This is a genomic window from Bifidobacterium vansinderenii, from assembly GCF_002234915.1.
Lineage (GTDB): Bacteria > Actinomycetota > Actinomycetes > Actinomycetales > Bifidobacteriaceae > Galliscardovia > Galliscardovia vansinderenii.
This window is the reverse complement of record NZ_NEWD01000021.1, coordinates 1-18947: the sequence shown is the minus strand read 5'-3', so window position 1 is coordinate 18947 and position 18947 is coordinate 1. Positions and strand designations below refer to the sequence as shown.

The following is an 18947-nucleotide window of genomic DNA, read 5'->3' as shown; positions in this document are numbered from 1 at the left end:
CTACCGTTGCAATCGCACGATCAACGACGCATCTGGTCGAGCGCGCCGGACAGCATGGCGTGCATGCGGGCGCGCGCCTCCTCCTTCGACATGCCCTGGGTCAGGTTCGAAGCGATGCTCTCCGCCACGGGGATGTCGGCGAGGGTGGTGATCTTGAGATTCGTGTCGGCGCCCGCCACGATGGCCACCGGAGTGCCGGGCAGATAGTCGACCACCACACGCGTGTCGTCGGTGGGATGGAAGTCGGGGTCGCCCATCGCCTTGGCGTACGCCTCGCGGATCGTGGAGAAACGGAACGCCTGCGGGGTCTGCGCACGGAACGTGTCGGGACGTTCGGGCACCGACGAAATGATCTTGCGGTCGCCGAGATCCTGCGTCAGCAGCACGGTGTCGGTGGACGGGACGGCCACGGTTGCGGCGCGGAACTGATTAAGCGTCTCGATGCATCCACGGATGGCGGACTGTTCGACGAACGGACGGACGGCGTCGTGGATCAGTACCTTCGCATCGCCGGGAATGCCGGCGTCGGCCAGCGTCTGCAATGCGATCTGCGTGCTGTCGGAACGCTCGGCGCCGCCTTCGATCACCATGCGCACCTTGCTCATGCCGTTGGAGATAATCAGATTCTCCACCTGCTCGTGCACGCGCGGATTGACCACGACGACGATATCGGAAACAAGCGGATTGTGTTCGAACGCCTCGATGGACCAGAGCACGATCTCCTTGCCGCCCACCGACACCAGCTGCTTGGGGTTGTCCGGATCGAAGCGGGTGCCGAATCCGGCGGCCAGGACCACGGCCACCACGGGCACGTCGGTCGGCAGCTGTTCGGACGGCTGCTGGACGGTCACATCGTTCTGGGAAACATCGCTCTTCTCACACATGGGCACCACCGTAGCCGCTTCGGGGGGATGCCACGCCCACCCGCCGACAACTGCCCGAATTTTTCACTTGCGATGTGCGGAGGTGTTCGGATGTGTTCGAAGGTATGGGGGCGGGGTTGGGGCGGGCGGAGGCTGGGTAGGATTGCGAAGGTTTGGGATTGCGAAGGTTGATGGAGGGGCGCTGCAGGCGATGGAGGGGCGCTGCAGGCGATGGAGGGGCGCTGCAGGCCGGCATATGGTGCTCGACACACTCGGGCCGTTTGGCCTCGCTCCGGCGATGTGATCGCAGAGCGTATCACATCGCCTCCGCTGATACAGTCGAGCACCATATGCCGGCCTTTCGCTCTTCCCGTTGGGAAATTGCGGCCGTTCCGATACGAGGTATATGGGGCGTAGCGGGTGGGCTCTTCCCTTTGGGAAATCACGGTGGCCCCGGCCTCGGAGCGGGGAGGGCAGTTATTCGCGGACGATCAGGGCTAGGAGGCGGCCTTCGTGGGTTTTGCCGGCGAGCGTGGCGCGGCGGTGCGAGTACCACAGCGGGTTCTCGAGCGTGCACATGCTGTGGCGGATCTGCTCGAGGCGTTCGCGCAGCGTTTCGGGGCCTTCGCCGTCGGTGCGGCACAGCTCGGCGAGCTCCTCGTCGGCGTCGAGGTACTGGGTGGCGGCGTTCACGCGCGGCAGGGACTGGCCCACCTTGGTCACGCCGGCGAAGGCGAGGTCGATCATCGCGGCCTCATTGAGGTCCACGCCGGCACCGCCGAAGCGCGTGACCGTGCGCGTGAGCGGGAAGCGCTTCTGGAAGTCCTCGGCAATCTCCTCGCCCACCTCGTAGCATTCGCCGCAGATGCACGGGCCGAGCGTGGCGACGATGGATTCGCGCTTGGCGCCCTTAGCCACCATGAGATCCACGGTGGCGCCGATCACGCCGCGCTGCAGGCCGCGACGGCCGCAGTGGGCGGCGCCGATCACGCCGGATTCGGGGTCGGCGAACAGCACGGGCAGGCAGTCGGCGGCGAACATGCCGAGGGCCACGCCGCGCTGGCTGGTCACCTGGCCGTCGGCCTCCACGCGACGGGCCTCGGTGCCGTCGGGCAGGGCGGTGCCGGAGGCGTCGAAGCCGTAGGGGGCGTTCTCCTCCCAGAGTTCGTCGGCGTCCACGGCGAGGCCGGAGTGCACCTGGCCGATCAGGGAGAGCTTCACGCCGAGTTCGTCGGCGAGCGCCTGGCGGTTGGCGGCCACGTGCGCAGGGTTGTCGCCGCCGCGTCCGCCGAGGTTGAGGCCGGCCCAGTCGCCGGTGGAGACGCCGCCGAGTCGGGTGGTATACACGACCTTGATGCCGGGGGCGAGCTGGATCGGGATGGTCACCGGGATGGGGCGGCCGGCCTTGTCGTGGCTGGGAATCGTGCTGCTGTTGAGGATTTCGTTGTCGTATTCAGTGGTGTTGTCGTTGGACATGTATGGTCCTTATCTCGTTTATTCAGTCGTTGAACTATTCGATTATCAAGTGTTCGGCCGCCCGGATCATTCGGCCTGAGGGTGCGGTTGGGTGCGGGCGAGCGCATCATGAGGCCGTCCGCCACCGGCTCGGGGCATGCCATGGAGAACGTGCGCGTGGGGTATGCGGCCGCGGCGACGGGTACGCCGTCCGCGTCGAGGAACGAGTCGTCGGCCGATTCGATGCGCACCGGGGGCTGGCCGGGGCGAAGGATCTCCACGGTCTGGCCGGGCGTGATCTTGTTGTGGCCCATGAACGTGAGTCGGCCGTCCTGCCAGCTGCGAGTCTCGCCGACGAGCACCCAGTCGCGGTAGTAGCCGTTGCGGTCGGCGTTCTGCGCGACCTTGTGCTCGGGGTACCAGAAGCCGGTGCTGTAGTCGCGGTGCGACACCTTGTACGGTTCGGCCTTGAGCCAGTCGGGCAGCTGCACGTCGCGCGGGTCGTCGGCCTCCATGCACAGGTTGACGGCGCACTTGTACGCGTTGGTCATGGCGGAGATGTAGTAGACGCTCTTGGCGCGGCCCTCGATCTTGAGGCTGGTCACGCCGGCGTCGATCACGTCGCCAATATGTTCGAGCATGCACATGTCCTGCGAGTTGAAGATGTAGGAGCCCTTGTCGGTCTCCTCGATCGGGAAGTACTGGCCGGGGCGCTTCTCCTCCACCAGATGGTACTTCCAGCGGCAGGGCTGGGCGCATTCGCCGTGGTTGCCGTCGCGGCCGGTCAAGTAGTTGGAGATGAGGCAGCGGCCGGAGAACGCCATGCACATCGAGCCGTGCACGAACGCCTCGATGTCGAGGTCGTCGGGCACGTTGGCGCGGATGCCGCGCACGGTGTCGAGGCTGAGCTCGCGGGCGAGGACCACGCGCTTGGCGCCGAGCTCGTGCAGCTCGTTCGCGGCGAGCCAGTTGGTCACACCGGCCTGCGTGCTCACGTGGAGCTCCATGTTCGGGGCGATGCGGTGGGCCATCATCATCACGCCGATGTCGGTGACGATGATCGCGTCCACGCCGATGTCGGCGAGCTGGCCGATGTATTCGCGGATGCCCTCGATCTCCTCGTTGCGGGGCAGGATGTTGCAGGTGATGTAGATGCGGGCGCCGCGGGCGTGGGCGTAGTCTCGGGCCTCGGCGATCTCCTCGAGAGAGAGGTTCTTGGGGGCCGAGCGCATGCCGAACATCTTGCCGGAGCAGTAGACGGCGTCGGCGCCGAAGTCGATGGCGGCCTTGAAGGACTTGAGGTTGCCGGCGGGGGCGAGCACCTCGGGCGAGGTGCGGCGGATCATGGCCGGCGCGGTGTTCAGGGATTCATTCATAACGTTCATAGCGCCCATAAGTCTAGCGTCAGGCACAGGCAGGGCGGCGAGCGTCCCAGGGAGACGCTCGGGAATCCTCGGCCCTGGTTTTGATGACCTTTTACGACCTTGGGAGCGGGGTCGTTGACCGTTACTCCTTCAGAGGCTTCAGGGGGGGGGGAACAAAACCCACCATATTATGGGCGGGAATGTGAGGTTTTGAACGTGGATATTGGGGTGTAAAAACAGGACCATTCAGAACTCGAAGATTGCTCCTCAAATTCGGGGGAATCAGGGAGCAATCTCCAAGTTCTGAATGGTCCAACAACCACACTTCCCAAAAACCAAACATTCCCTCCCAAAAATGCGCTCAATTCCACACACAAGCCCAAAAACGGGGCTCGCGTCCAAGGAACGAGTCCGGAACACGGCGAGCGCAAGGTCGGAAGCTGCAAAGGTAGGCTGCGGCGCCCTAGAACACGGCGAGCGCGAACTGGATGAGCAGCTTGATGCCGTAGGCGATGATCACCGCGCCGCACACCTTGTTGAGCACGCCGATCGCCTTGGAGCTGAACCGGTCACGAAGCGCGGAGACAAGCAGCGTCACCCCGATGAACCATGCGACGGATGCGGTCTCCACTCCCCCGATGAACGGCGTGGATTCGGCGGCGGTGAGCGTGGCGGAGAACGCGCCGAGCATCAGCGTGCCGTCGATGATGGCCTGCGGATTGCACCAGGTGACCACGCATGCGGTGGAGATGGTCTTGCCCAGCGCCATGTCGCCATGGGATTCGATCTTGGCGACGGCCGCACCCGTGTCCTTGGCACCCGAAGCACCCTCAGAGCCCTTCGCGACGCCGGAGGCATGCGCCGTATTGTCCACGCGCTGGCGCATGAGCCCGCCGCCGATGCCGATCACCACCGCGCCGCCGATGGCCAGCACGGCCAGACGCAGCCAGTCGTAACGCTGCATGAGCGCGCCGATGCCGAAGAAGCATGACAGCGACAGCGACACATCAAATACGATCACGATCAGCGCGGTCATGAGCGCGTGGCGACGCGTCTTGGTGAGCGCCGAGTTGATGACGAACAGATTCTGCATGCCGATCGGCGCAATGTACGCCAATCCCATCGTGAGTCCCTGAAGGTAGAATCCCATGAGTTGTCGCTTCCCATCCAAGCACGGCCGCAGCGTCATCCAACATCGCTTTGGTTGGATTAAACACACTCAGCCAAAATCGTTATTCCACACCATTCATCAACGATCACAATCGTTGCAAACAGTGCAATCAGTCAATTTCTATCCATCATTCTATGGGTGACATTACAATTGGCAACCAGCCAAAATATGTTTGGCACGTCAGCCAAATAGCCAACCAAAATAGAAACGAAACCAGACAAAGGGGAATCATGGCCAGACCGGCGCCGCTCGTCATCGACTGGAAACCGGACCGCACGCTCAACGTGCCGGTGACCGAACAGATCGTGCAATACATGTGCCGGCAGGTCTCCAGCGGCGCGTGGCCCATCGGATCGCGATTGCCCTCGCAGCGCGCGCTGGCCGACGGGTTCGGAGTGAACCGCTCCACCGTGATCGCCGCCGTGAACGAGCTCGCCGACTACGGCATCGTGGAGGGCGCGCACGGCGCCGGCACACGCATCGTAAGCAACACGTGGTCGCTCATGCTGCCCGGCGCGCCGGACTGGGCCGACTACGTGTCGTCCGGCTTCTTCAAGGCGAACAACGACACGATCCAGGCGATCAACCGTCTCGAATTCGAACCGAACATGGCCCGCCTCGGCACCGGCGAACTCGATCCGCGCCTGTTCCCCACCGACATGTGGCGCACGGTAATGCGTCAGGCGGCCGACGAGATCGATTCCATGGGATACCCGGAACCGGAGGGCATTCCCGAACTGCGCGAGGCGATCGCCAAGCACATGCGCGGACTCGGCATCGAGACCGACGCCTCGCAGATCCTCGTCACGTCCGGCGCGCTGCAGGCGCTGCAGATCATCTCGGTGAGCCTGCTCGGCGCCGGCTCCACCGTGTTCGCGGAGGCACCCAGCTACATCAAGTCGCTGCAGGTGTTCCAGTCGGCGGGCATGCATCTGACGGGCGTGCCCATGGACGGCGACGGTCTGAACGTGACCCGGCTGGCGGAAGCGCTCGGCGGAGGCGGCGTCGGCAACGGAAGCGGCGCCACGGCGGGCGCACGGCGACGCGGATCGGGGTCGGTGCTGTACACGATCCCAACGAACCACAATCCCACCGGACGCACGATGAGCGAGGCGCGGCGACGCGAACTCATCGAATGCTGCGTGACGCACCGTCTGCCGATCATCGAGGACGGCGCGTATCAGGACCTGTATTTCGGCGACCGTCAGCCGCTGCCGCTCAAGGCCATGGACGAGACCGGCATGGTGATCTACCTCGGCAGCGCGTCGAAGGCGCTCGCCCCCGGTCTGCGCATCGGGTGGATCGTGGCACCCGAGCCGATCGTGCATCGCATGGCCGACGTGAAGATGCAGATGGATTACGGCGCGAGCCTGCTCTCACAGTGGGTGTTCGCCCGGTTCCTCACTAATGGCATGTACGACGAGTATCTGGCGGGACTCAAGACCGAGCTGCGTCGCCGGCGCGACAGTGCGTCGGATACGCTTGGCCGCCTGTTCGGCGGGAATGGTCTGGACGGTACGTGCGGCATGTACGACGGCGCGGGCGCCGACGGAGTGAGTGCCGACGACGCATGCCGTGCGCATTGGACGGTGCCGGACGGCGGCTTCTACATCTGGCTGACGTTCGACCGGCCGATGCCGATGAACCGGCTGTTCACCAAGGCCGTGGAGGCGGGCATACTGCTCAACCCCGGTGACATCTACGACTTCGAGGGCGACAATTCGCTGCGTCTGAGCTACGCGTACACCACGCCCGAGGAATTCGAGACCGCCGCCCGCAAGCTCGCAGACGTGGTGCGCGGGCTATAGCACCTTGCGCAGGCTCCCCTCCGGAGGGGAGCCAACACCATAATGCTCCGCACTTTCCTTCCCCTCGAGGGGAAGGTGGCAGCCGAAGGCTGACGGATGAGGTGACCTAAGCAATGAACCACGCCGGAGCACGCTCAGGCGTTGAGCTTGGCAAGCTCCTCGTCGGTGAGGACGAGATCGCCGGCCTTGAAGGAATCGAGGAACGTGGCCGGACGGTGGCATCCGGGGATCACGAACATGTGGTCGCCCTGCGCCAGCTCCCAGGCAAGCGTGACCTGCTGGTAGCTCACGCCGCGCGCGGCCGCCACCTCGCGGAACGGGTCGAACAGGTGCTCGTCGTACGGGTGGCGGAAGCCGCCGAGCGGACTCCAGCACACGAACGCCAGTCCCAGCTTCGCGCAGTAGTCGAGCGTGTCACGAGTCTCGCGGTGCACCGGCGAATACTGGTTCTGCACGGCGATCAGACGGTCGCCGAGAATGCCGCGCGCGATGTCGAGCTGTTCGATCGTCACGTTGGAGACGCCGGCGTAGCGGGCCACGCCCTCGTCGAGCAGCTGGCGGACCGCCTCGATCGACTCGCTGTACGGCACCTCCGGATCGTGGCGGTGCATGTACAGCAGGTCGATCGTGTCGACGCCGAGCGCCATCGCCGACTGCTTGCCGTACTCGAGCAGATGCTCGGGCTTGCCGTCACGCGGCCAGATCGGCTTGCCGTTCTCGTCGAAGTCGCGGCGCAGACCGATCTTGGTGGCGACCAGCACCTCGTCGCGCGGGCCGTTCCAGCTGTCAAGCGCCTCGCGGGTGAGCTTCTCGCCGGTCTGCTCCTCCTCGCCCGGCGCATAGTACGCCCACGCGGTGTCGATCATGCGGGCGCCGGCGTCGAGTCCGGCGTGGATCGTCTCCAGCGCCTGCTCGTGGCTCGGATAGCCCTCGATGGTCAGACCCATCTCGCCGATGCCGATGGCCGTAGTAGTAAACGGTCCGATGTTGCGCTGCAACGTCATATTGGCTCCTTCGTTCATGTCGTCGTTCACGACGTCCTGTGCCGTCCTGTGCGAAAACCGCGACTGCGTCGGACTTTCGAAGCATCCGAACGCGCGGCCGCACCCACGTTCAGCGTAGAAAAAGCGCTGGATTTGGGCAGGCTGACGATTTTCGGAGTCCGAACGAGACGCGCATTGTGATTTAGTAGTCGAAACGAGACGTGTGAGCGTGCACAAATGCTGAAAAGTGTCGCGTTTGGACTTCCAAGTTCGTTGTGACTACCAAAATGGTTCGGATTGACTACCAAGTTTGGTGCAGAGACGGTACGTGCACAGGAGGTTCAGGATCCAATCAGGTAGCACCTCATCCGTCAGCCGCCGGCTGACACCTTCTTCGGCAAGAATTGACGGACTGCGTCCGGCGCGTTCCCGCTCGCCTGTCGGCTCGTCTGAGTCCTACAAACGCCGTTGGCATTTGCTGCACGGACTCAGCCTTAGGGGAAGGATAAGGATCGGCCGTATCGGATACGGCAAAGCCCGCCTGGCTCGGGAGTCGAGTCTAGGCGGGCTTTGCATTACGGGATCAGATTACGCGATCGTGCGAACGCGCAGTCACACGACTGACGCGGTCGGCACGATCACACTGCAATCACGCGACCGATGCGATCAGTCCTCGTCGAAGGGGTCGAAGTCGCGGCGCACACGACGGCGCGGACGCTCGGAACGCTCCTCGCGGTCGGCGCGGTACTCGTCATAGGAGTCATCCACGGCGTAGCGCGGGTTGCGGTCATCACGACGGCCACGGCCACCACGACGGTCATCACGGCGATCATCGCGATCGTAACGGTCATCACGGTCACGGCGGCCACCACGACGGTCATCGCGATCGTAACGGTCATCACGACGGCCACGACGATCATCACGATCATCGTGATCGTAACGGTCGCCACGGCGACGGTCATCGCGATCGTAGTCGCGATCGTCGTGATCGTAACGATCGTCATCGTAGCGACGACGACGCGGACGACGATCCTCGCGATCGTCACGGCGACGGTCGTCACGACGGTCATCGCGGCGTCCGCCACGACGGTCATCGCGCTCACGACGGTCACCACCGCGGGAGGCGCCACGGCCGGCGCCGGACTCCTGGTCCTCGAAGCCGGGGATGGCCAGCGAGATCTTGCCGCGATCGTCCACGCCCTGCACGACCACCTCGACGGTGTCGCCTTCCTTGAGCACGTCCTCGACGGCGTCGATGCGCTCGCCGTTGGCGAGGTTGCGGATCTGGCTGATGTGCAGCAGACCGTCGGTGCCCGGGGTCAGGTTCACGAACGCTCCGAACGACGTGGTCTTCACGACCTTGCCGTTGTACTGCTCGCCGGCCTCCGGCACGTGCGGGTTGGCGATCTGGTCGATGATGGCCTTGGCCTTCTCGGCGGCCTCGCCACCCTCGGAGGAGATGAACACGGTACCGTCATCCTCGATGGCGATCTCGGCGCCGGTGTCCTCCTGGATCTGGTTGATCATCTTGCCCTTCGGGCCGATGACCTCGCCGATCTTCTCAACCGGAACGGTGGTGGTGATGATGCGCGGGGCGAACTCGCTCATCTCGGCCGGCTCGTCGATGCACTCGTTGATCAGGTCGAGGATCGTGGCGCGGGCCTCGTGCGCCTGCTGCAGGGCGGCGGCCAGGATGTCGGCCGGGATACCGTCGAGCTTGGTGTCAAGCTGCAGGGCGGTGATGAACTCGGAAGTACCGGCGACCTTGAAGTCCATGTCGCCGAACGCGTCCTCGGCGCCCAGGATGTCGGTGAGCGTCTTGTAGATGTGCTGGCCGTCCACGTCGCCGGAGACCAGACCCATGGCGATGCCCGCCACCGGGGCCTTCAGCGGCACGCCCGCCGCGAGCAGCGACAGGGTGGAGGCGCACACGGAGCCCATGGAGGTGGAGCCGTTGGAGCCGATGGCCTCGGAGACCTGGCGGATGGCGTAGGGGAACTCCTCGCGATCCGGCAGCACCGGCACGATGGCCTTCTCGGCGAGGGCGCCGTGGCCGATCTCGCGGCGCTTCGGGGAGCCAACGCGGCCGGTCTCACCGGTGGAGTACGGCGGCATCTCGTAGTTGTGCATGTAGCGCTTGGTGGTCGGACCGGACAGCGCGTCGATCTGCTGCTCCATCTTGAGCATGTTCAGCGTGGTGACGCCCAGGATCTGGGTCTCGCCACGCTGGAAGAGGGCGGAGCCGTGCACGCGGGGCACGATGTCCACCTCGGCGGACAGGGTGCGGATGTCGCGCAGGCCACGGCCGTCGATGCGGTAGTCCTGGGTGAGGATGCGGCGACGCACGATCTGGCGCTGCAGCTCCTTGAACGCGTTGCCGATCTCCTTTTCCTTCTCGGCGTCGTCCATCTCGGTGAACTCGCCGGCAAGGGTGTCCTTCACGTGCTGCTTGATCTCGGCGATGCGGTCCTGACGCGGCAGCTTCTCCGCGATGGACAGGGCCTCGTCGAGGTCGCCGTGCGCGATCTGGTCGATGCGGTTGTACAGATCGTCGGTGTACTCCGGGAAGAGCTGGAACTCCTTGGTCTCCTTGGCGGCGATGCGCTTGAGCTCGTCCTGGGCCTCGCAGATGGTCTTGATGAACGGCTTGGCGGCCTCGAGACCACCGGCCACGACGGTCTCGTCGGGCTTGATCTGGCCGTCCTCGTAGATGAGCTTCCAGGCGTTCTTGCCGGCGCCGGCCTCGATCATGGCGATGGCGACGTCACCGTTCTCGATCACGCGGCCGGCGACCACGATCTCGAACACGGCGCGCTCGCGCTCGCTCCAGCGCGGGAAGGCGACCCACTGGCCGTCGATCAGGGCCAGACGCACACCGGACACCGGGCCCTCGAAGGGCAGGCCGGAGATCATGGTGGAGGCGGAGGCGGCGTTCAGGGCAATCACGTCGTACGCGTCGTCGGGGTTGACGGCGAGCACGGTCTCCACGACCTGCACCTCGTTGCGCAGCGTGTGCGGAAACAGCGGGCGCAGCGGGCGGTCGATGATGCGGCAGGCCAGGATGGCCTCGGAGCTCGGGCGACCCTCGCGGCGGAAGAAGGAGCCGGGGATCTTGCCGGCGGCGTACATCTTCTCCTCCACGTCCACGGTCAGCGGGAAGAAGTCGTAGTTCTCCTTCGGGCTGGAGCCGGCGGTGGTGGTAGACAGAATCATCGAATCATCGTCAAGATAGGCGGCGACGGCGCCGTCCGCCTGCTGGGCGAGAAGACCGGTCTCGAAGCGCAGCGTGCGCTTGCCGAATGAACCATTGTCGATTACGGCCTCTACGGCCTTGATTTCGGGACCCTCCACGGGTTCCTCCTTTTTTCGTACTCGAACTTGCTTGATTATTGCGTGTTCTTGTTTGTTCTTCAGTTATTGAAGTTCTTCAGTTATCGCGATGTATTCAATTATTGCGATTTGTTCAGTTTTCGGCCGCATTCGTTCCGTCGGCCGTTCGCTTCACCATCTCAGCACACCGGGCGCGGCATACCTGGCCGCGTGCTCCTCGCATCAGAATTCCATACTTCCCCGGCCCCTCACTAACCTCTCGGGGCCCCTCATGTTTGTCATCCCACCGTCCGAAAGCCGGCATGCAAAAGCGCCCGAGCAGGTTATGCTCGGGCGGAAGAATACATTATCGGCGCAGACCGAGGCGCTCGATCAGGGAACGGTAACGCTCGATGTCGTTGCGCTTCAGGTAGTCGAGAAGACGACGACGGTCACCGATCATCAGCTGCATGCCACGACGGGAGTGGTGATCGTGCTTGTGCTGCTTGAGGTGCTCGGTCAGGTCGGAAATACGCTTGGACAGCAGCGCCACCTGGACCTCGGGCGAGCCGGTGTCGCCCTCGTGCGTAGCGTACTCGGAAATGATTGCCTGCTTTTCAGCGGTGCTAAGAGCCACAGCTCCTCCTTATGTCTGGTTTGTTGCGCGGTGCCATCAGCGGAATACTCATGGCGCTCTCTATCCGCGGGCGAAACACGCCAAAATTCAAGTATACACACCCCTCGGACCACGACTCGCGTTCCCCTCTCCGACCCGTCAGCGCGATCCGGCGGAGAGGAAGAAAACGAGGTCACACCGCGGTGACGAGACCGCCGAACATCACCACCGCGAGCGCCGCCAGCTCGATCACGAAGAAGATCGCGAGCGCCGACCAGCTGCGCGTGAGCACGTTGAGCGGCGAGTCCTTACGGATCAGCACGAGCAGACCCACATACAGCACGGCGAACACGGCCAGGCCGATCGCCGACGCGAGGATGCCGAGGTTCGCCGCGTTGATCGGCGGCGACGCGTTGCCGTACACCACGTACGTGGAATACCAGAAGTTGAATCGCAGCAGACACACGCCGGCGATCAGCTGCTCCACGGCCAGCGACAGGATGAACAGCACGCGCCAGATCACCTTGCGCGTCTCCATCACCGCCATGCCGAGCGTCATGAACGTCATCGACGTGACCACCCACGAGATGAGCGCGGCGCCGCGCGGGTCGATCGGCGAGATCGCGTCGACCACGGTCTGAGTGCCGTTCATGGCCATGTATCGGCCCACCCAGTACGGCACGATGATCGCCACGAGCAGCGAAACGATGAACACGATCCAGCGGCCCTTGTGCCATTCCTTGCGTTCGCGCTCGGCCATCGACAGCGCTCGCGGGTGCGAGGCGCGCGGGTCGGTGCGTTTGACGGGACGGTGTCCGGGGCCGATCTGCGTGTCCGGATCGGTCGTCGCCGGATCGGTCGTCGGAGAATTCGTTGTCGCCGGATCCGTTTCCATGGAATCCGCGGACTGCTGTGCTGTGGACTGCTGTTCGGTTGCCATGTGCCCTCCGGAAGGTCGGTCGTCGCGGGTCGTCATCCGTCGCGCCGTGGCCGTCCGTCGTCAACGCACGCGGCGGGTGCACGCCGGATACAAAAAAACCGTTGGCTTCCCAACGGTTCTCTGGAGCGGATGACGGGAATCGAACCCGCGTAATCAGTTTGGAAGACTGAGGCTCTACCATTGAGCTACATCCGCGTGAAAGTCGACAAGTCAAACTTCCGAGTCACGATTATTACATACCTGCGCGATTTTGCCAAACCGTGCGCGGACCGCGTGTTCCACACGATCAGTCGTTCGCGGCGACGCATGGCATTCCGTGGAAAGATTCGCACACGCACGATGTTCGCCCCGTACAATGGCCCTGTTTCCCCGCGCCCTCCGACGACGAAGGACGTCGGAGCGCCACACACGGCACGACACACGGCCATGCGGGACCGCACGCGGCGGCCCGTCCACGAAGTAAAGGAGCTGACATGAGCACGTACGATTTCACTTCGATCATCGACCGACACGGCAAGGACGCCATCGCGGTGGACGGCGTGGGACGCGTGCCCGGCATGGCGCCGGCCGCGCCCAAACCCGGATTCGACGTGATCCCCATGTGGGTGGCCGACATGAACTTCCCGACCGTGCCGACGATCCAGGAGGAGATCATTCGTCGCGCGCAGCACCCGATGTTCGGCTACTTCCAGCCGACCGACGAGTATTTCAACGCGATCATCGACTGGCAGCGCACTCGCAACGGCGTGACCGGACTCGCCGCGGAGCACATCGGCTACGAGAACGGCGTGCTCGGCGGTGTGGTCAGCGCGCTCAAGGCGTTCGCCACGCCCGGCGACGCGGTGCTGCTGCACTCCCCCACGTACATCGGGTTCACGCATTCGATCGGTGACAACGGCTACCGGATCGTGCACAGCCCGCTCGTGCGTGACGCCGACGGCGTGTGGCGCATGGACTTCGACGACATGGATCGCAAAATCAAGGAGAACAACATCCATGTGGCCGTGTTCTGCAGTCCACACAACCCGTGCGGCCGCGTGTGGGAACGCTGGGAGATCGAGAGGGCGATGGAGGTGTACCGCGCCAACGACTGCGTGGTGATCTCCGACGAAATCTGGTCCGACATCATCCTCGGCGGCCACAAGCACATTCCCACGCAGTCGGTGAGCGACGACGCGCGCAACCGGACGATCGCGTTCTATGCGCCGAGCAAGACGTTCAATCTGGCCGGACTCGTGGGCAGCTACCACATCATCTACAGCGAGTATCTGCGCGACCGCGTGCTCGCGGTGAGCGGCAAGACGCACTACAACGCGATGAACGTGCTGTCCATGCACGCACTGATCGGCGCGTACCGGCCCGAGGGGCACGTGTGGGTGGACGAGCTGCGGGCCGTGCTCACCGAGAATGTGGAGTATGCGGTGGACTACATTCGTTCGCATTTCGAGGGGATTCGCGTGGCCAAGCCGGAGGGCACGTACATGCTGTTCCTCGACTGCACGGATTGGTGTGCGGCACATGGCGTGACGCTTGAGGAGCTGGAGAAGCGCGGTTCGGATGTGGGCGTGGCGTGGCAGGACGGACGCCAGTTCCAGCATCCGTGCGCGATCCGCATGAACCTGGCGCTGCCCAAGTCGCGCGTGGAGGAAGCCATGCACCGCCTGAGCGAATACGTGTTCTGAGGACGAGCCAACTGCGTGACTTCGCTCGTTGAGGAAGACACCATACATATCCTTCCCCTAAGGCTGAGTCCGTATAGCAAACGCCAGCGGCGTTTGTAGGACTCAGGCGAGCTGACAGGCGAGCGGGAACACGCCGGACGAAGTCCGTCAATTCTTGCCGAAGAAGGTGGCACGCGAAGCGTGACGGATGAGGTGGGTTAGCAACACGCAAACCCGCTGAGGCTCCCCTCGCTGAGGGGAGCCTCAACCATTGCGCTACTTGCTGCGGCCGAAGGTGAAGGATCGCACGCAGGAGACCACGCCGAGCACGATCAGCGCGCAGGCGGCGAACATGACCAGCCACACGGTGGACTGCACCGGACTGACCAGCACGATCACTCCGGCCAGAATCGAAAGGATCGCCGCCGCAATGGCCCAGCCGGACCTTGGCAGCGCCCACGATTCGGCCAAGGTGAGAATGCCTTCGATGATCCAGCCGATACCCACGGTGATGGTCACCACCAGGGCGAGCGCCTCGGACGAGAATGCGGTGTCCTTCATGATCACCACGCCGCCGATCACCAGCAGGGTGCCGAGCAGCAGGTCGAGCACGCGCCAGCCACCGGGCAGGAACGGTTCGACGAGGGCGCCGATCGCGCGCATCGCTCCGGAGACGATGAAGTAGATGCCGAGCACCACGGCCACCACGCGCATGGTCTTGCCCGGCATGATCAACAGTGCGAGTCCGGCGAGAATGGCCACGGCACCCACCACGCCGTAGATCGAACGGATGATGTTCGTGGCGCGGCGGGGCAGATCCTCAACGATCAGGCGGAACGGATCCACCGGCTGGTAGATGCTGTCCGACGTGAACGGGCCTTCACCGCGGGGATCGGGGCCTGCACCGCTGCCGGAGGGACCACCGCCGGGAGTGCCATTGAAGTTGGGACGATTGGGATCATTGGGATACCCATGGGAGTTGGTCATCGTGGTTCCTCCTTTCACGGCGGCGGAACCGTGTTCGAGGCCCCGCCTCTCACGATTGATCGGTATGACAAAGTCTAGGAACCCGAGACCGGAAAGGGTATCGACAGCCTTCGCGTTTCTGTCGCCTCACTACTGCCTTGCACGGCAACGGCACCTCAGTGTTCAAGTGTTTCGAGTATGGCCACCGCGGAGGCGATCGGCCCGTCGTGGCTCAGAGAGATATGCCAGATGAGAGTGGCTGCCGGCGTAGGCAGAGTGCCGCCCATAGAAGGAATCGAGGCCTCAAGAGCCTGCCGCACAGGGGCTGCAAGCGTAACCTGCGGACGGCCTCGCGAGTCGTCGAGGATTTCGATGAAGGCCCACGGGAAGTCATCGAGCGTATAGGGTGCAGGGCCGTCTCCCAGAGCCTCGCACCATGCCTTGAGCACCGCCTCCTTGCCGGCCCAGCGCGCGGCCAGATGCACGGCCTCACCATCATGCTTCGCACGCGCGCGCATGGAGGCCTGTCGAAGTTCCCGCGCGGAGAAGAGCCGCCGCATGCCGCCGCCTGGCTCGCCCAGCTGCTCGGAGAATGCCACCACGTCCACCACGTCATGGCCCAGTCCCAGGATCGGCATTGGTTGCTCCTTTGTATGGTTACGGTGTGGCTACGGCGATCGCGATACGGCGATACGGGGAAAAGCGGGGAGCTCATCCACACGCGGGGCGATTCACGATGTTTTGGTTTCTGAGATCAGAGTAGTGCCGGAAGGGTATTTCGGCGGATGGGATGGGAGCCCTCCCCTCAGTCTGCCTCCGGCAGCCAGCTCCCCTCTCCGAGGGGAGGGGAGCCACAGCTACAATGCCCTACGCGCGGCCGGCACGTCCCACTCCTCACACGCAAAAGTCCCCGGACCTCGGGGGAGGTTCGGGGACTTGCTTCAGTCTTCAGCCGACCGCTCAGTTGTGGAAGCGGACCAGGCGCGCCTCGTACGGAGCGAGCTCGGCACCGTTGCGCGGCATCAGGCCGTCAGCACCGTCGAGCCACACGTTCTGCGTCGCGCGGGAGAAGTTGAACAGGCCAACGAGCGTGTCCGCACCGGACTTGCGCACCACGGCGAGCACGGCGTCGTTGTGCGTGTCCCAAGTGGACACCCAGGCGTCGGGCGCGAAGCACGGGTCGTCGCGCATCTCGCGCAGGCCCTCCATGCCTTCCCACAGCTGGTTCTGCAGGGTGCCGGGCTCCTCGCGCAGCGCGGCCTTCTCCCAGTCGAACTTGCTGCGGTGCAGGTTGCGGCTGTCCTCCACGCGGTCCGGATCCTCCTTGTAGTCCCAGCCGTTGAGCTGGCCGATCTCATCGCCGCAGTTGAGCATCGGGAAGCCGCGCAGGAACGACATGGCGCGATGCATGAGCAGGTCGCGGTCCACGGCGATCTCGAGCGCCGGCTTGTCATGCGTGATGATCGCCTTCTCCACGCCGCACAGGCTGGCGGTGGTGCCGCAGCTGCGGGCGTCGCTGGTGGCTGGATCGTAGTTGTACAGCTCGCCCATGGACCAGCTGCCGGGCACGCATCCCTCGTAGAAGTGGTAGAGGAATTCCTTGTGCTTGAGCGGATCGATGCCGATCTCCTTCTCCACGTCCTCGTCGAGACCCCAGCCGATGTCGTCGTGGCAGCGCAGGTAGTTGACGAACCAGCAGTTCTCGGGCAGGGCGTTGAGCTTGTCGATCTGCGTCTTGAGCAGACGCACGTCCTGGCTGGCGAGCGCGCTCCACAGGTTCACCATGATCGACACGTTGTACAGCATGTGGCACTCGGGCGCCTCGGGGGTGCCGAAGTAGGCGGCGAGCTCCTTGGGGGCCATGACGACCTCGCCCTTGAGCACCACGGCCGGGCAGACGCATTCGAGCGCGATGCGCAGCATGCGCACGATGGTGTGCACCTCGGGCAGGTTGCGGCAGTTGGTGCCGAGCACCTTCCAGATGTACGGCACGGCGTCGATGCGCAGCACCTCAACACCGAGGTTGGCGAGGTGCAGCGCGCTGGAGAGCATGGCGATGAGCACCTTGGGGTTGCGGTAGTTGAGATCCCACTGGAACGGGTAGAACTGGGTCATGACCCACTTGCCCATCTGCTCGTTCCAGCTGAAGTTGCCAGGCGCGGTGCCGGGGAACACCTGCGGCACCACGGCGTCGTACTGGTCGGGGATGGTGCGGTCGTCGTAGCAGAAGTAGTAGTCCTGGTACTCGGGGTCGCCGGCCTGTGCGGCCTTGGCCCAACGGTGGCTCGACGCGGTATGGTTCATCACGAAGTCGAGACAGAGGCTGATGCCGGCCTTGCGCAGCTTGGCGGTGAGCGCGGCGAGGTCCTCGTTGGTGCCGAGCGTCGGATCGACGTTGTCGAAGTCCTCCACGGCGTAGCCGCCGTCGTTCTGCGGGTGCGGCATCTGCAGCAGCGGCATGAGGTGCAGGTAGGTGAGCTTCTGCTCCTCGAGGTAGGGCACGCGGTCGGCGAGCTTCTTGAGGTCGCCGGCGAACAGGTCGGTGTACATGGTCATGCCGAACATGTCGCCGCGCTTGTACCAGTCGGGGTCGGCCTCGCGCTTGGCGTCGAGCTTCTTGAGGTCGGCGGGGCGGGCGGCGTAGGCGTCGGCCATGGCGGCCTTGAGATCATCGAGAGCGGCACGATCGTTGTACAGCTCCATGAACAGCCAGTCGAGTTCGGCGGAGTGGCGGGCGAGACGGTCGTTGTACACGGAATCGGTTGCGGACTTGGCTGCTTTGGCCATGGGAAACTCCTTCGTTCCAGTCTGACGCATGTGTGTGGTCGAAATTCAGTGTACTCTCAGCGAACACGTTTATCAAACCGGTTCGATAATTGGCGTGTCAGAACGATCAAATCTCAGCAATCACTTGAGTGATAGCGCTTGCATGGATATATCGTAATCAGCACCGCCGTGGAGGATGTATCACCTCACGGAGGAGAGGACTCCTCGAGGCAACGTCACACACGAACGCCCGAACACGGTCACGCGGCCTTGCTCAGCGGAATCGCGGATCGCTTGACGCTATCGAGAATCGCAAGCATGTCGTCGATGATGTTCGTACCCGGAAACACGTCGCGCACGAAATCGAAGTTCTCCATTGCTGTACTCCCTCGCTGGAGTTGTTACGGGGCAGTTTACCTACGATCGATGACGAACGGGGCATTGCGGCACGGAGATGAGATGCACTCGGCACAATGTTCTATTTGTTCTATTTGTTCTATATTTCTACATAGAAATCGCCAGTATCATTGCAATACAAGACATTCTCGCTCATATCGTTTGGATACTGCATACTATTCTATTAATTTTCTATATGTTCTATTTTTGGGTATAATGGGAAAATATTCGCCCTGAATATAAAGAAGGGAGACCTCTATGACGTTTCCGGCAAATCCGTTCAAACCGACAGCCGGAGTCATGCCTCCGGTATTGATCGGGCGAGAATCGGTCATCGACGATTTCGATGAGGGACTTGGCGACGGCCCCGGCGCCCCCGACCGGCTCATGCTTATCACCGGACCGCGCGGCAGCGGCAAGACGGTGATGCTCACGGAACTTGGCAAAATGGCCTCGAAGCATCGCTGGATGGTTGTCGACGAGACGGCATCCGAGGGATTGGTCGATCGACTCATCTCCCGGATAGCCCCCGAGCCGAGCAGAATCGCCGGAGTCTCCTTCAAACCCTCGATCATGGGCGCGAGCCTTGGTGAGTTCAGCATCGCGCCGGCGCTCAGGCCGTCTACGTTGCGCGATGCCATGTCAGCCA

14 protein-coding genes and 1 tRNA gene are annotated in these 18947 nt (G+C 63.7%); 3 read left to right on the top strand and 12 right to left on the bottom strand.

The genetic code is table 11. The annotated features are described in order from the left end of the window. Window positions 1-20 precede the first annotated feature (20 nt). The 4 genes from Tam10B_RS08070 to Tam10B_RS08055 form a co-directional block, all read right to left on the bottom strand. On the bottom strand, window positions 21-884 hold the full coding sequence (locus Tam10B_RS08070) for an IspD/TarI family cytidylyltransferase (protein ID WP_093960739.1): 864 nt from the start codon (window positions 882-884) through the stop codon (window positions 21-23). Window positions 885-1340: 456 nt separating this feature from the next. Then, on the bottom strand, window positions 1341-2339 hold the full coding sequence (locus Tam10B_RS08065; RefSeq protein ID WP_093960738.1) for a polyphenol oxidase family protein: 999 nt from the start codon (window positions 2337-2339) through the stop codon (window positions 1341-1343). After that, window positions 2246-3694: a peptidase U32 family protein gene (locus Tam10B_RS08060; RefSeq protein WP_408606649.1), complete on the bottom strand. Its 1449-nt coding sequence runs from the start codon at window positions 3692-3694 to the stop codon at window positions 2246-2248. Before Tam10B_RS08060 ends, Tam10B_RS08065 begins: the two co-directional genes overlap by 94 nt. 451 nt (window positions 3695-4145) lie before the next feature. Beyond that, window positions 4146-4832, bottom strand: coding sequence for a LysE/ArgO family amino acid transporter (locus Tam10B_RS08055; protein ID WP_093960737.1), 687 nt, complete (start codon window positions 4830-4832; stop codon window positions 4146-4148). 251 nt (window positions 4833-5083) lie between these two features. On the opposite strand from Tam10B_RS08055, the gene Tam10B_RS08050 reads away from it, so the two are divergent. Continuing rightward, a complete protein-coding gene (locus Tam10B_RS08050) occupies window positions 5084-6661 on the top strand; it encodes an aminotransferase-like domain-containing protein (RefSeq protein ID WP_093960736.1) in 1578 nt (525 codons plus the stop codon). Window positions 6662-6795: 134 nt separating this feature from the next. Here the strand turns inward: Tam10B_RS08050 and Tam10B_RS08045 are convergent, their stop codons facing one another. From Tam10B_RS08045 to Tam10B_RS08025, 5 genes are all read right to left on the bottom strand, one after another. Further along, window positions 6796-7665: an aldo/keto reductase gene (locus Tam10B_RS08045; protein ID WP_093960735.1), complete on the bottom strand. Its 870-nt coding sequence runs from the start codon at window positions 7663-7665 to the stop codon at window positions 6796-6798. 645 nt (window positions 7666-8310) lie between these two features. Then, window positions 8311-10995 (bottom strand): polyribonucleotide nucleotidyltransferase, encoded by a 2685-nt coding sequence (locus Tam10B_RS08040; protein WP_093960734.1) that lies wholly within the window; start codon window positions 10993-10995, stop codon window positions 8311-8313. 325 nt (window positions 10996-11320) lie between these two features. Then, a complete protein-coding gene (gene rpsO, locus Tam10B_RS08035) occupies window positions 11321-11590 on the bottom strand; it encodes a 30S ribosomal protein S15 (RefSeq protein ID WP_093960733.1) in 270 nt (89 codons plus the stop codon). Between the two features lie 172 nt (window positions 11591-11762). Continuing rightward, window positions 11763-12509, bottom strand: a complete 747-nt coding sequence (locus Tam10B_RS08030; RefSeq protein ID WP_093960732.1) for a hypothetical protein — start codon at window positions 12507-12509, stop codon at window positions 11763-11765. 121 nt (window positions 12510-12630) lie between these two features. Continuing rightward, window positions 12631-12704: transfer RNA gene (locus Tam10B_RS08025), tRNA-Gly, on the bottom strand. A 278-nt stretch (window positions 12705-12982) separates the two neighbouring features. Between Tam10B_RS08025 and Tam10B_RS08020 the strand changes: the two genes are divergently transcribed. Then, the gene (locus Tam10B_RS08020; protein WP_093960731.1) at window positions 12983-14191 is read left to right on the top strand and encodes a MalY/PatB family protein; all 1209 of its coding nucleotides are present in this window, start codon (window positions 12983-12985) and stop codon (window positions 14189-14191) included. Window positions 14192-14446: 255 nt separating this feature from the next. On the opposite strand, the gene Tam10B_RS08015 is transcribed toward Tam10B_RS08020, so the two are convergent. The 3 genes from Tam10B_RS08015 to Tam10B_RS08005 form a co-directional block, all read right to left on the bottom strand. Further along, complete coding sequence (locus tag Tam10B_RS08015; RefSeq protein ID WP_093960730.1) at window positions 14447-15157, bottom strand: HdeD family acid-resistance protein; 711 nt, start codon at window positions 15155-15157, stop codon at window positions 14447-14449. Between the two features lie 155 nt (window positions 15158-15312). After that, complete coding sequence (locus tag Tam10B_RS08010; RefSeq protein ID WP_093960729.1) at window positions 15313-15774, bottom strand: holo-ACP synthase; 462 nt, start codon at window positions 15772-15774, stop codon at window positions 15313-15315. A 322-nt stretch (window positions 15775-16096) separates the two neighbouring features. Beyond that, window positions 16097-17923 (bottom strand): alpha-amylase family protein, encoded by a 1827-nt coding sequence (locus Tam10B_RS08005; protein ID WP_093960728.1) that lies wholly within the window; start codon window positions 17921-17923, stop codon window positions 16097-16099. A gap of 633 nt (window positions 17924-18556) precedes the next feature. On the opposite strand from Tam10B_RS08005, the gene Tam10B_RS08000 reads away from it, so the two are divergent. Continuing rightward, the coding region (locus Tam10B_RS08000) for an ATP-binding protein (protein WP_143248601.1) at window positions 18557-18947 on the top strand (391 nt) is incomplete at its 3' end.